Raw genomic sequence first — 13,347 nt, 5'->3', positions numbered from 1 at the left:
TTTAACGGTGGAAACGGGTAGAAAGCGTGAAGGATAACGTTGCGACAGCAACGGCCCAAAGGGCGAGGCGAAGCCGAGTCATCCTGCACGACCCACCAGTCTGAATGATTAAGCAGTAAATTCCGCAAGGGGTCGTTAGCTCAGTTGGTAGAGCAGTTGACTTTTAATCAATTGGTCGCAGGTTCGAATCCTGCACGACCCACCAATGTAAAAAGGCGCCCTAAAGGCGCCTTTTTGCTATGTGCAGAATGTAATGATTCGAACGCAGTGAGACAACGGAGCCGCTTGCAGCGACGGCCCGAAGGGCGAGGCGAAGCCGGATCGGATCGCCGTCACCCTTCGGCAAAACGGTGCGCAATAGGTGTGACTTTCGTTACGCAATCCGCTATCTTGTTTAGCATATAAAACAAATATGGCCGATTTCGGCGTCCTGTACGCTCTGTATCGGTTATTTCGTTAAGCGAGAAAAACGAGAAAGCAAGATGAGCGTAATGTTTGATCCAGAAGCAGCGATTTATCCGTTTCCGCCAAAACCTGTCCCGTTGAGCGTTGACGAAAAACAATTCTATCGCGACAAAATCAAGCGTCTGCTGAAAGCGCGTGATGCAGTGATGGTCGCGCACTATTACACCGATCCGGAAATCCAGCAACTGGCGGAAGAGACCGGCGGTTGCATATCAGACTCCCTTGAGATGGCGCGCTTTGGCGCAAAGCATCCTGCGTCCACCCTGCTGGTGGCAGGAGTACGCTTTATGGGCGAAACCGCCAAAATCCTCAGCCCGGAAAAAACCATTTTGATGCCGACGCTGCAGGCCGAATGTTCGCTCGATCTCGGCTGTCCTGTCGAGGAATTTAACGCATTTTGCGATGCCCATCCGGATCGCACCGTGGTGGTCTACGCTAACACCTCCGCTGCGGTCAAAGCGCGTGCCGATTGGGTCGTGACCTCCAGCATTGCGGTTGAACTCATTGAGCATCTGGATAGTTTGGGCGAAAAAATCATCTGGGCGCCGGATCGCCATCTTGGTCGCTATGTGCAAAAACAGACTGGCGCCGACGTATTATGCTGGCAGGGCGCGTGCATCGTCCATGATGAGTTTAAAACCCAGGCGTTGGCCCGCATGAAGGGGCTTTACCCTGAAGCGGCAATCCTCGTCCACCCGGAATCCCCACAATCGATTGTCGACATGGCCGACGCCGTCGGCTCCACCAGCCAACTTATCAACGCGGCGAAAACGCTACCGCACAAGCAACTTATCGTCGCTACCGATCGCGGTATTTTCTACAAAATGCAGCAGGCCGTTCCGGGCAAAGAGTTGCTGGAAGCGCCCACCGCTGGCGAAGGGGCAACCTGCCGCAGCTGCGCGCACTGTCCGTGGATGGCGATGAACGGCCTTAAGGCGATTGCTGAAGGGCTGGAGCAGGGCGGACAAGCCCATGAGATTCAGGTTGATACGGCGCTGCGAGAAGGGGCATTATTGCCGTTAAACCGCATGCTGGATTTTGCGGCTACACTACGTGCGTAAATAATAAAAACGCTCTGGGGGAAAGATGGACTTTTTTAGTACGCAGAACATCCTGGCACATATTCCGATCGGCGCCGGTGGTTACGATCTTTCATGGATTGAGGCGGTAGGCACCATCGCCGGACTGTTGTGCATTGGTCTTGCCAGCATGGAAAAGATCAGCAATTACGTTTTCGGGCTGATCAACGTGACGTTATTTGCCATCATTTTCTTTCAGATCCAACTCTATGCCAGCCTGCTGCTACAACTCTTTTTCTTTGCGGCGAATATCTACGGCTGGTATGCGTGGTCGCGGCAGAATACCCAGAATGAGGCGGAACTGAAAATCCGCTGGCTACCGTTACCGAAAGCGCTGGGCTGGCTGGCCGTTTGTGTGGTGGCGATTGGTCTGATGACGGTGTTTATCGATCCGGTGTTTGCTTTTTTGACCCGCGTCGCGGTGACCCTAATGCAGACGCTGGGGCTACAGGTGGTCATGCCCAATCTTCAGCCGGATGCCTTCCCGTTCTGGGATTCCTGCATGATGGTACTGTCGATTGTGGCGATGATACTGATGACGCGAAAATACGTCGAGAACTGGCTGTTATGGGTGGTGATCAACGTTATTAGCGTCGTGATCTTCGCGCTTCAGGGCGTATACGCCATGTCGCTGGAGTATCTGATCCTGACTTTTATTGCGCTCAACGGCAGTCGGATGTGGATTAACAGCGCACGCGAACGAGGCTCACGCGCGCTGTCTCATTAATGGTGATGATGTGTATGGCCGGACGCTGTCTCATTCAGATGGCAGTCCGGTCCTTCACAACGCTGGTACTCCATCTGAATGGTGGCGTGCGCAATCTGGTAGTGATGCACGAGAAAATGCTGAATGCGCGCCAGCAGGGCGTCATGATCGTGCGGTGGGATCACCTGCGCATGGAGCGTCATTACCGGTTTTTCACCCACCATCCAGACGTGGACGTGATGCACATTTCGCACCTCCGGGATTTCACGGCTGAGATGGCGTTTCAGCGCGGTGATATCCAGCGACACGGGCGCGCCCTCAAGCAACTCATTCACGCTGTCTTTCAACAGACGCCATGCGCTACGCAGGACTAACAGCGAGACCAGAATTGATAAAATGGGGTCAGCAGGCGTCCAACCCGTCCAGATAATTATCAGCGCGGCGACAATCGCCCCCACTGAACCCAGCAAATCCCCCATAACATGCAGAGCGGCGGCCCGCACGTTAAGGTTTTTCTCCTCACTGCCGCGATGCAGGATCCAGAACGCAAGGATATTCGCCAGCAAACCTGCCACGGCGATGGACATCATCATGCCGCCCGCTACCGGACGTGGCGTATAGAAGCGCTCAATCGCTTCCCAGACGATTAAAATAGTGATAACCACTAACGCAATCGCATTGACGAATGCGGCCAGCGTGGTGAGTCTCAGCCAGCCAAACGTATGACGTAACGTCGGCGGGCGGCGGGCAAACTGAACGGCCAGCAGGGCAAACAGCAATGCGGCGGCGTCAGTTAACATATGCCCGGCGTCCGCCAGCAGCGCCAGCGAGCCGGAAAGAATCCCGCCAACGACCTCCAGCAGCATAAAACCCGCGGTGACGCAAAACGCGAGCAGTAACCGACGTGCGTTATTATCTTCAGGCAGATGAGGGGTTGAATGAGAGTGAGCGTGCGCCATGAATGTCATCCCTTTATGAATTCTCTGTTAACTGTATGACATCATACCGTTTTTGGTCGAATTAAATTAAAAAGGAGAGCCTTAGCTCTCCTGTTATCAGCCAGTTTTACCGTTACTGAGTGGTGCCATCCGTTTTGGTATCCACGTTGTTACTGGTGCCGTCGCCAGTTTCCACTTTCTTATTCACATCCGGACAGCGACCATCTTTACACATGGTGTTTTTATGCACCTCGTCTTTGGTCATCCCATCCTGGGTTGCAGACATCCCGGTGGACTGCTGGGCGCCGCTGGTATTGGTGTTCGTGTTACCGGTATTGATGTTTGTGCCGTCGAGGTTATTCGGCGCGACGTTTTGTTTCGCATCCGGCGCGACCTGACCGGCTTCTGCGGCGGCGTTGGCCTGTCCGTTGTTCGTCTGGGCGCCGGTATCCGCAGCAAGCGCTGCGCCGCTGGCAAGGCTGAGTGTGGCAGTAAGAAACAGTGAAGCCAATTTTGTCATTTGCATAAGATGCTCCTGTTATGGTTCAGATGTCGGATAACGTCTTCCAACAGTGCATATGCCATGAAAGGACCAGGCAATGGTTTAAGATCCCATCCGGGCGTAATGGCCCAGTAGAGAATCTTGAAAAAATTAAAAAACTAAGCAGTTACAATTAAAAATTGTAGGTTAGATCTCGTTTTTCGCTACTTTCTGGTGTTTTTTTGCGGATTTCCAGGATTAATCCGTTCGAAGTGTAAAATCGCGTTTACACTTTCTGACTGACGATATAGATTGGAGGGATTGCATTCATTTATATAAGTATGGCAACACTGGACGAATCATGAATTATCAGAACGACGATTTACGCATCAAAGAGATCAACGAGTTATTACCCCCTGTCGCACTGCTGGAAAAGTTCCCCGCTACTGAAAATGCCGCAAATACTGTGGCCCATGCGCGTAAGGCGATTCACAAAATTTTAAAAGGCAACGACGACCGCCTGCTGGTCGTGATTGGTCCTTGCTCAATTCATGATCCGGTTGCCGCAAAAGAATACGCGGGCCGCCTGTTGGCGCTGCGTGAAGCGTTGAAAGACGAACTGGAAATCGTGATGCGCGTCTATTTCGAAAAGCCGCGCACCACCGTTGGCTGGAAAGGGCTGATCAACGATCCGCACATGGATAACAGCTTCCAGATCAATGATGGTCTGCGCATTGCGCGTAAGCTGCTGCTGGATATCAACGACAGCGGTCTGCCTGCGGCGGGTGAGTTTCTGGACATGATTACCCCACAATATCTGGCGGACCTGATGAGCTGGGGGGCGATTGGCGCGCGTACCACGGAATCTCAGGTACATCGCGAACTGGCTTCTGGCCTTTCCTGCCCGGTAGGCTTCAAAAACGGCACCGATGGCACCATCAAGGTCGCTATTGACGCCATCAATGCCGCAGGCGCGCCGCACTGCTTCCTGTCTGTCACCAAGTGGGGCCACTCGGCGATCGTCAATACCAGCGGCAACGGTGACTGCCATATCATCCTGCGCGGCGGAAAAGAGCCAAACTACAGCGCCACGCACGTCGCGGCAGTGAAGGAAGGGCTGGCGAAAGCCGGTCTGCCCGCGCAAATCATGATCGATTTCAGCCATGCGAATTCCTGCAAGCAGTTTAAAAAGCAGATGGACGTTGGCGCTGACGTGTGCCAGCAGATCGCGGGCGGCGAGAAAGCGATCATGGGGGTGATGATCGAAAGCCACCTGGTAGAGGGCAATCAGAACCCGGACAGCGGTGAACCGCTGGTGTACGGCAAGAGTATTACCGATGCCTGCATTAGCTGGGAAGACACTGACGCCATTCTGCGCCAGCTCGCGGAAGCAGTAAAAGCACGGCGCGGGTAATCTTTCTCCTGTAAAAAAGCCGACTCAGTGAGTCGGCTTTTTCGTCTGTCGAGGTGGCTTAAGCGCCTTATCCGGCCCGGAAAGATCAACGATCCACAGGCCCGACAAGCGTAGCGACAGCAGACAGGCTTACTTCGCTTTACCCTGGTTTGCGACGGCGGCGGCTTTTGCGGCGATCTCGTCAGCATTACCCAGATAGTAGTGTTTGATCGGCTTGAAGTTTTCGTCGAACTCGTAAACCAGCGGCACGCCGGTCGGGATATTCAGTTCGAGGATCTCATCTTCGCTCATGTTATCGAGGTATTTCACCAGCGCACGAAGGGAGTTACCGTGAGCGGCGATAATCACGCGCTCGCCGCTCTTCATTCGCGGCAGAATGGTTTCGTTCCAGTAAGGGATAACGCGATCGATGGTGAGCGCCAGGCTTTCGGTCAGCGGCAGCTCTTTTTCGGTCAGTTTTGCGTAACGCGGATCGTGACCCGGGTAGCGCTCGTCGTCTTTAGTCAGTTCCGGCGGGGTGACCGCGAAGCCGCGACGCCACTGTTTCACCTGCTCGTCGCCGTACTTCTCGGCGGTTTCCGCTTTGTTCAGACCCTGCAACGCGCCGTAGTGACGTTCGTTCAGTTTCCAGGATTTTTCAACCGGCAGCCAGGCCTGATCCAGTTCATCCAGCACGTTCCACAGGGTGTGGATGGCACGTTTCAGCACAGAGGTATAAGCAAAATCAAAGCTATAGCCTTCAGCTTTCAGCAGCTTACCCGCCGCTTTCGCTTCGCCCACGCCTTTCTCGGACAGATCGACATCGTACCAACCGGTAAAGCGGTTTTCGTTGTTCCACTGACTTTCGCCGTGGCGTACCAGCACCAGCTTCGTTACAGCCATATACTTACTCCTTAATACCGTTTAATGATAATAATTCTCATTATATTGCCGTTATTGATCAACAGCAACGCTTACGCATAACCATAGCGAAAATCAGACGGCAGTGTAAGGTTCTTGTGAACTCTGCGTTGCGATTTTGTCGTTGAGTGGCGGGGAATTAACCAGGCGAGGAGAAAGTAGGCCCGATGCGCTTTTGGCATCGGGCAATTTCAGCGAAACCGTCAGGACGGAATAAACCGATATTCCGTCACGCTGGCATATTCGTCGCCAGGACGCAGGAAGCAGTCCGGCTGTGGCCATTCCGGATGGTTCGGGCTGTCGGGCAGAAACTCGCTTTCCAGCGCCAGCCCCTGGTAATCCGCATACGGCACCGGACCGCGTGATGAGGTGCCAGCCAAATAGTTGCCAGAGTAAAACTGCAGCGCCGGAGCAGAGGTGTAAACCTCCATCTGCAATTTCTCATCCGCAGACCACAGACGGGCTGCGGGGGTACGGGCATCACCATTGGCCTGAAGCAGGAAGGCGTGATCGTAGCCTTTCACCTTGCGCTGATCGTCATCGGCAAGAAATTCGCTGGCAATGACTTTTGCGTGGCGAAAATCAAACGACGTACCGGCGACGGATTTTAGTCCGTCACGCGGGATCCCGCCTTCATCGACCGGCAGATACTGCTCCGCCAGGAGTTGCAGCTTATGCTGGCGCACGTCGGTCTGGTCGCCATCAAGGTTAAAGTAAACGTGGTTGGTCAGGTTGACCGGACAGGTCTTATCCACCGTGGCGCGATAGGTGATAGAGATGCGGTTATCGTCGGTCAGACGATACTGCGCCGTCGCGCCAAGATTGCCCGGATAGCCCTGGTCGCCATCATCTGAAGTTAACGCGAACAGCACCTGGCGTTCGTTTTGATTCACAATCTGCCAGCGGCGTTTATCAAACCCTTCCGGTCCGCCGTGCAGTTGGTTGACGCCCTGACTTGGCTGTAAGGTCACGGTTTCGCCGTTAAAAACATAGCGGCTGTCGGCGATACGGTTAGCGTAGCGACCGATTGACGCGCCAAGAAAGGCCGTCTGATCCTGATAGTGTTCCGGGCTGGCGCATCCCAGCAGCGCTTCACGCACGCTGCCGTCGGAAAGGGGAATGCGCGCGGAAAGTAAGGTAGCACCCCAGTCCATCAGCGTGACCACCATCCCTGCGCTATTGCGCAGGGTTAACAGGCGGTACGGCTGACCATCGGGTGCCAGTGCGGGTGTTTCATTCAGCACTGTCCTGCTCCTTGTGAGGGTTTGCAAACGTAAAATGTTTCTTTAATGCCGGTTTTCGCTTCGTACTGTTCTGCGACAGCCTGTTGAACGGCCGGTACCAGCGTCTCCGGGATCAGCGCCACGACGCAGCCGCCAAAGCCGCCGCCGGTCATTCGCACGCCGCCGTTCTCGCCGATAGTCTTTTTGACGATCTCCACCAGAGTATCGATCTGCGGTACGGTGATTTCGAAATCGTCACGCATGGAGGCATGAGATTGCGCCATCAGTTCACCCATACGCTTAAGGTCGCCTTTCTCCAGCGCGCTTGCCGCTTCAACAGTACGTGCGTTTTCAGTTAACACGTGACGCACGCGTTTGGCAACCAGCGGATCGAGTTCAGCGGCGACAGCGTTAAAGGCGTCGAGGCTGACGTCGCGCAGCGCAGGCTGCTGGAAGAATCGCGCGCCCGTTTCGCACTGCTCGCGACGGGTGTTGTACTCGCTGCCGACCAGCGTACGTTTGAAGTTACTGTTGATGATCACAATCGCCACGCCTTCAGGCATGGAAACCGCTTTAGTGCCGAGTGAGCGACAGTCGATCAGCAGCGCGTGATCTTTTTTACCCAGCGCGGAGATTAGCTGATCCATAATGCCGCAGTTGCAGCCGACAAACTGGTTTTCCGCTTCCTGGCCGTTCAGCGCGATCTGCGCGCCGTCCAGCGGCAGGTGGTAAAGCTGCTGGAACACGGTGCCGACCGCCACTTCCAGCGACGCGGATGAACTTAAACCTGCCCCCTGGGGCACATTACCGCTGATAACCAGATCTGCGCCGCCGAAGCTGGCGTCGCGTTTTTGCAGATGTTTTACTACGCCCCGCACATAGTTTGACCACTGCTGGCTGTCATGGGTGACAATCGGCGCGTCAAGCGAAAACACATCCATCTGGTTTTCGTAGTCAGCGGCAATCACCCGAACCTGACGGTCGTCGCGCGCGGCGCAGCTAATGACCGTCTGGTAGTCGATGGCGCAGGGTAGCACGAAGCCGTCGTTATAATCGGTATGCTCGCCGATAAGGTTAACGCGGCCTGGCGCCTGAATCGTGTGGGTGGCAGGGTAGCCGAATTTTTCAGCAAACAGAGAGAGTGTGTTCTCTTTCAGACTCATTTTTATACTCCGGATTCGCGAAAGTGGATGTCGCTGACCGCACGCAGGCGCTCTGCCGCTTGTTCGGCAGTGAGATCGCGCTGGGTTTCCGCCAGCATTTCGTAACCGACCATAAATTTGCGAACGGTCGCGGAACGCAGCAACGGCGGATAAAAGTGCGCATGCAACTGCCAGTGGTCGTTCTGTTCACCGTTAAACGGCGCGCCATGCCAGCCCATGGAGTAGGGGAAGGAGCAGGTAAACAGGTTGTCGTAACGACTGGTCAGTTTTTTGAGAGCCAGCGCCAAATCGGCGCGCTGGTCGTCGGTCAAGTCGGTAATGCGCAGGACATGGGTTTTGGGCAGCAGCAGGGTTTCGAACGGCCAGGCGGCCCAGTAAGGCACCACGGCCAACCAGTGTTCGGTTTCCACCACGGTACGGCTGCCGTCTGCCCGTTCACGCCGCACGTAGTCGAGGAGCATCGGCGAGCCCTGTTCGGCGAAATACGTTTTTTGCCGCTGATCTTCGCGTTCCGCTTCGTTAGGCAGAAAGCTGTTCGCCCAAATCTGTCCGTGCGGATGCGGATTAGAGCAGCCCATGGCCGCGCCTTTGTTCTCGAAAACCTGCACCCAGGGATACGTTTTGCCAAGCTCGGCGGTTTGCGTCTGCCAGGTTTTCACAATTTCCGTTAGCGCCGGCACGCTCAGTTCCGGCAGGGTTTTGCTGTGATCGGGCGAGAAACAAATGACGCGGCTGGTGCCGCGCGCGCTCTGGCAGCGCATCAGCGGATCGTGGTTTTCCGGCGCGTCGGGCGTATCGGTCATCAGCGCGGCGAAATCGTTGGTGAAAACGTAAGTGCCGGTGTAATCGGGGTTTTTATCGCCAGTGACGCGGGTGTTACCGGCGCACAGGAAGCAGTCCGGATCGTGAGAAGGCAGCGTCTCGTCTGCGGGCTTTTCCTGCGCGCCCTGCCAGGGGCGCTTGGCACGATGCGGTGAAACCAGAATCCACTGTCCGGTTAGCGGGTTAAAACGGCGATGTGGATGATCGACAGGGTTAAATGGGGTCATGATTCGTCCTTAATCCGGGTATCCCTGCGGATGGCGAGACTGCCAGTGCCAGGTGTCCTGCGCCATTTCGTCGAGGGTGCGCGTAACGCGCCAGTTCAGTTCGCGATCTGCTTTGCTGGCGTCTGCCCAGTAAGCAGGAAGATCGCCATCGCGGCGCGGCGCAAAATGGTAGTTAACGGGTTTGCCGCAGGCTTTACTGAACGCGTTGACCACGTCCAGGACGCTACTGCCGATGCCCGCGCCGAGGTTATAAATATGTACGCCCTGAATACCCGCCAGCTTTTCCATCGCCGCGACGTGACCGTCGGCCAAATCCATGACGTGAATGTAGTCGCGTACGCCGGTACCGTCTTCGGTCGGATAGTCGTTGCCAAAAATGGCGAGGGAGTCGCGACGACCGACGGCCACCTGCGCAATGTAAGGCATCAGGTTATTCGGGATGCCCTGCGGGTCTTCCCCCATATCGCCTGATGGGTGCGCGCCGACCGGGTTAAAGTAGCGCAGCAGGGCGATGCTCCATTCCGGCTGCGCTTTTTGCAGATCGGTCAGGATCTGTTCGACCATCAGTTTGCTTTTCCCGTAGGGACTTTGCGGGGTGCCGGTCGGGAAGCTTTCAACATAAGGAATTTTCGGCTGGTCGCCGTAGACGGTGGCGGAGGAGCTAAAGATAATGTTTTTGACGTTGGCGGCGCGCATGGCGCTAATCAGCCGCAGGGTGCCGTTAACGTTATTGTCATAATACTCCAGCGGTTTGGCGACGGATTCCCCCACCGCTTTCAGACCGGCGAAGTGGATGACGGTATCAATCGCGTGGTCGTGGAGGATCTCGGTCATCAGCGCTTCATTGCGGATGTCGCCTTCGACAAAGGTCGGGTGTTTTCCGCCAAGACGTTCGATCACGGGAAGGACGCTGCGCTTACTGTTACAGAGGTTGTCAAGGATGATGACGTCGTGACCGTTTTTCAATAACTGCACGCACGTATGACTGCCAATGTAACCGCTACCACCGGTAACCAAAACTCTCATAATTCGCTCCGTTAAGCTTATGGTATGGAATAACCATAGCATAACAAAGATGCGAAAAGTGTGACACGGAATAAAATAGTGGAATCGTTTACACTAACCGTTTTTCACCGTTTGTAGTCAGGTATACGATTGTAAATCAAAAACTTTGGCAGGGATTGCGGCCTTTGTCCGAAAAAAAGGGCGCTTTCGCGCCCACGGATGAAAACTAGCGCAATCGGGTCTGCTGATACACGTAGCGATCGCCCTCGGGAACAAACGCCAGCCGATGAGTGATACAGGCAGGGGCATCTTCCGCATGATGTGACACAAAGAGCAACTGGGTATCGCCTTCGCTAATCAGCACATCCACAAAACGGCGAATCAGCTGGCGGTTAAGCGGATCCAGACCCTGTAACGGTTCGTCGAGGATCAGTAACGTTGGGTGTTTTACCAGCGCGCGGGTAATCAGCGCCAGCCGCTGCTGACCCCAGGAAAGACTATGGAAAGGCGCGTCAGCAGTTTTTTTATCGATGCCGAGGATATCCAGCCACTGTTGCGCCAGCTTCTGTTGGCGGTCAGAAACGGCCTGATAGATGCCGATAGAGTCAAAGTAGCCAGAGAGGATGACATTACGCACCGTGGTGCTGACGCGATAATCAAGGTGCAGGCTGCTGCTGACATAGCCAATATGCTTCTTGATGTCCCAGATGGTTTCACCGCTGCCGCGACGGCGACCAAACAGCGTAAGGTCATTACTGTAACCCTGTGGGTGATCGCCGGTGATAAGACTCAGCAGCGTTGATTTTCCCGCGCCGTTGGGGCCGACAATCTGCCAGTGCTCACCGGGGTTAACCTGCCAGTTCAGATGATGCAGGATAGGACGATCGTTATACGAAACCACGCCGTCACGAAGGACAATACGCGCGTCATTTGCGGCCAGAAGATGCCGCGCCGCGGGTTCGTCGGGTTCCGGCAGGCTGACGCCTTCCAGACGTTCGCTATGGGCGAGCTGAGCGATGAGCGCCTGCTGTAACAGCGCGTCTTTCGCGCCGGTTTCGGTGAGTGCGCAGTCGGCCACTACCCCGGCACACTGGATAAAATCAGGCATTTCATCGAAGCGGTTCAGTACCAGCACCAGCGTGATGCCGGATTGATGCAGCGTCTCAAGTAGCCCCGACAACTGCTGGCGTGAGGCGACGTCCAGCCCGTCAAACGGTTCATCGAGGATCAATAAATCCGGCTCGGACATCAGCGCCTGGCAAAGCAGGGTTTTACGCGTTTCGCCAGTGGAAAGGTACTTGAAGCGGCGCGCAAGAAGATGAGAGATGCCGAATTGCAGCGCCAGTTCCTCGCAGCGGGACCGGTTTTTCACCTCGTCCTGAATGATCTCTGCGGTCGTGCGGCCGGTGTCGTCTTCACCGGGGCTGAGCATGTCGGTGTTATTGCGCTGCCATTCGTCGCTGACCAGCTTTTGTAGCTGTTCGAAGGAGAGGCGAGTGATACGGGTAAACTGACAATGGCGTTCGCCTCTGAGCAGCGGGAGTTCTCCCGCCAGCGCGCGTGCCAGCGCCGACTTCCCGCTTCCGTTCGCGCCAACAAACGCCCAACTTTCGCCCGCGGTTAACGAAGCGGAATCAAGCTGAAGCGTTTTTGTGTCGCTCAGGCGAAACGTGCCTTGCGAAATTTGCAACGATGACATTTTGTATCCCATTTTTTGCAGCGATGAATAACAGGGATACGTTGTCCGGACAGGAATGTCAATGCGTTTTGCGCGAGCGCTGACGGTAGCCGAAATGCAAAGAAGAATGCCTGAACGGGTTCTCAGCACAACGTGGCGATGATGACGTTATCGGCATCAAAAAAGGCCGTCACGCTGTCGCCCTGGGCAAGCGTTGCGGTGTTTTCTAGCGGCACCGTCGCGCACAACGATTGACCGTCCGCCAGCGTCATCAATACTTCGCACTGCTCTGCGCCGCGTTCAATATGACTAATCGTCCCTTTAAGCTGATTATCTGCCGTCTGCGCGACGGCGTCGTCCTGGGTGAGGCCCACCCACGGCGCTTTCAGTAACACCAGCACCTCTTTGCCTTCGTTAAGCCCCAGACGTTCGCCGCTTTGCGCGGTAATCGCGACTTTTAGCCGCGTTTCGCCATCCGCCAGCAAAACGTCTACATGCTGCTGCACCCGATCGTGGTCGCGGCCGGTAATGGTGCCAAACCACTGGTTGCGCGCGCTGGTTTGTAAGGAAAAGCGTGAAATGGCGGCCAGCAGACTGTCGAGGGGAAGCGCATCGTCGTCGCTCAGAACATCAAACGCCTTTTGCTGTATCTGCGCCAGTAAGTCGTAGAGTTGGATCAGGCGCTGTCCGTAGCGGGTTAATACCGCGCCGCCGCCGCCCTTGCCGCCGGTGGCGCGTTCGACCAGCGTCTGCTCGCTGAGCTGGTTCATCTCGTTAATGGCGTCCCAGGCGCTTTTATAGCTAATGCCCGCGTCTTTCGCACCCTGACTAATGGAGCCGGAAAGCGCAATATGCTTAAGCAGAGAAATGCGTCGAGGGTCGGCAAACAGTTTTTGCTGCAGTTTAAGGGTAAGAAGGATTTCGGCTTGCATAACACGATCCTGGCAAAAGGACTATTGTGACGGAAAACCCCGCCTGCGCATAGACGACCGCACAAAAGGGGAGTGCTTTTCTCGATGATGCGGTTAGAATACTTAAAGAACTGAATCAGGAGATGACCATGTTAGAGTTATTGAAAAGTCTGGTATTCGCCGTGATCATGGTGCCCGTGGTAATGGCCATTATCCTGGGGCTGATTTACGGTCTGGGTGAAGTGTTTAACATTTTCTCCGGCATCGGCCAGAAAGATCAGTCCAGACAAAACCGTTAATTTCCCGACGCCCGCTCTGCCGGGCGTTTTTCTTTG

At 55.2% G+C, this 13,347-nt stretch carries 13 protein-coding genes and 1 tRNA gene; 5 read left to right on the top strand and 9 right to left on the bottom strand.

The window, feature by feature from the left end:
* Window positions 1-129: 129 nt before the first annotated feature.
* From OGY07_RS17940 to pnuC, 3 genes are all read left to right on the top strand, one after another.
* A tRNA-Lys gene (locus OGY07_RS17940) sits at window positions 130-205 on the top strand.
* 277 nt (window positions 206-482) lie between these two features.
* On the top strand, window positions 483-1,526 hold the full coding sequence (gene nadA / locus OGY07_RS17935; RefSeq protein WP_042285236.1) for a quinolinate synthase NadA: 1,044 nt from the start codon (window positions 483-485) through the stop codon (window positions 1,524-1,526).
* Between the two features lie 25 nt (window positions 1,527-1,551).
* Window positions 1,552-2,271: a nicotinamide riboside transporter PnuC gene (gene pnuC / locus OGY07_RS17930; RefSeq protein WP_286602166.1), complete on the top strand. Its 720-nt coding sequence runs from the start codon at window positions 1,552-1,554 to the stop codon at window positions 2,269-2,271.
* Here the strand turns inward: pnuC and zitB are convergent.
* Complete coding sequence (gene zitB / locus OGY07_RS17925) at window positions 2,268-3,209, bottom strand: CDF family zinc transporter ZitB (protein WP_042285230.1); 942 nt, start codon at window positions 3,207-3,209, stop codon at window positions 2,268-2,270. The genes pnuC and zitB overlap by 4 nt on opposite strands.
* Before the next feature lie 112 nt (window positions 3,210-3,321).
* Entirely contained in the window at window positions 3,322-3,714 is a 393-nt protein-coding gene (locus OGY07_RS17920) for a YbgS-like family protein (protein ID WP_286602163.1), read from the bottom strand.
* A gap of 316 nt (window positions 3,715-4,030) precedes the next feature.
* Here OGY07_RS17920 and aroG point away from each other — a divergent pair, with 316 nt between their 5' ends.
* Window positions 4,031-5,083, top strand: coding sequence for a 3-deoxy-7-phosphoheptulonate synthase AroG (gene aroG / locus OGY07_RS17915; RefSeq protein WP_042285227.1), 1,053 nt, complete (start codon window positions 4,031-4,033; stop codon window positions 5,081-5,083).
* Between the two features lie 129 nt (window positions 5,084-5,212).
* On the opposite strand, the gene gpmA is transcribed toward aroG, so the two are convergent.
* The 7 genes from gpmA to modE form a co-directional block, all read right to left on the bottom strand.
* Window positions 5,213-5,965, bottom strand: a complete 753-nt coding sequence (gene gpmA / locus OGY07_RS17910; protein ID WP_042285226.1) for a 2,3-diphosphoglycerate-dependent phosphoglycerate mutase — start codon at window positions 5,963-5,965, stop codon at window positions 5,213-5,215.
* Window positions 5,966-6,186: 221 nt separating this feature from the next.
* Window positions 6,187-7,227, bottom strand: coding sequence for a galactose-1-epimerase (gene galM / locus OGY07_RS17905; RefSeq protein WP_211934520.1), 1,041 nt, complete (start codon window positions 7,225-7,227; stop codon window positions 6,187-6,189).
* Complete coding sequence (galK, locus tag OGY07_RS17900; RefSeq protein WP_060569941.1) at window positions 7,221-8,369, bottom strand: galactokinase; 1,149 nt, start codon at window positions 8,367-8,369, stop codon at window positions 7,221-7,223. The genes galM and galK overlap by 7 nt, the downstream gene beginning before the upstream one ends.
* 2 nt (window positions 8,370-8,371) lie before the next feature.
* Window positions 8,372-9,418 carry a galactose-1-phosphate uridylyltransferase gene (galT, locus tag OGY07_RS17895; RefSeq protein ID WP_042285218.1) on the bottom strand — a complete coding sequence of 349 codons (1,047 nt, stop codon included), beginning with the start codon at window positions 9,416-9,418 and terminating at the stop codon, window positions 8,372-8,374.
* A gap of 9 nt (window positions 9,419-9,427) precedes the next feature.
* Window positions 9,428-10,444 (bottom strand): UDP-glucose 4-epimerase GalE, encoded by a 1,017-nt coding sequence (galE, locus tag OGY07_RS17890; RefSeq protein WP_042285216.1) that lies wholly within the window; start codon window positions 10,442-10,444, stop codon window positions 9,428-9,430.
* A 205-nt stretch (window positions 10,445-10,649) separates the two neighbouring features.
* On the bottom strand, window positions 10,650-12,122 hold the full coding sequence (gene modF / locus OGY07_RS17885; RefSeq protein WP_286602154.1) for a molybdate ABC transporter ATP-binding protein ModF: 1,473 nt from the start codon (window positions 12,120-12,122) through the stop codon (window positions 10,650-10,652).
* Window positions 12,123-12,244: 122 nt separating this feature from the next.
* The gene (gene modE / locus OGY07_RS17880; RefSeq protein WP_060569940.1) at window positions 12,245-13,033 is read right to left on the bottom strand and encodes a molybdenum-dependent transcriptional regulator; all 789 of its coding nucleotides are present in this window, start codon (window positions 13,031-13,033) and stop codon (window positions 12,245-12,247) included.
* A 128-nt stretch (window positions 13,034-13,161) separates the two neighbouring features.
* On the opposite strand from modE, the gene OGY07_RS17875 reads away from it, so the two are divergent.
* Entirely contained in the window at window positions 13,162-13,311 is a 150-nt protein-coding gene (locus OGY07_RS17875) for an AcrZ family multidrug efflux pump-associated protein (RefSeq protein ID WP_000891513.1), read from the top strand.
* The last annotated feature ends 36 nt before the right edge of the window (window positions 13,312-13,347 follow it).

The sequence above is a fragment of the Citrobacter sp. Cs237 genome, from assembly GCF_030332325.1.
GTDB classification, from domain to species: domain Bacteria; phylum Pseudomonadota; class Gammaproteobacteria; order Enterobacterales; family Enterobacteriaceae; genus Citrobacter_A; species Citrobacter_A sedlakii.
The sequence above is the reverse complement of the archived record's forward strand: the minus strand, read 5'-3'. Positions and strand labels throughout refer to the sequence as shown.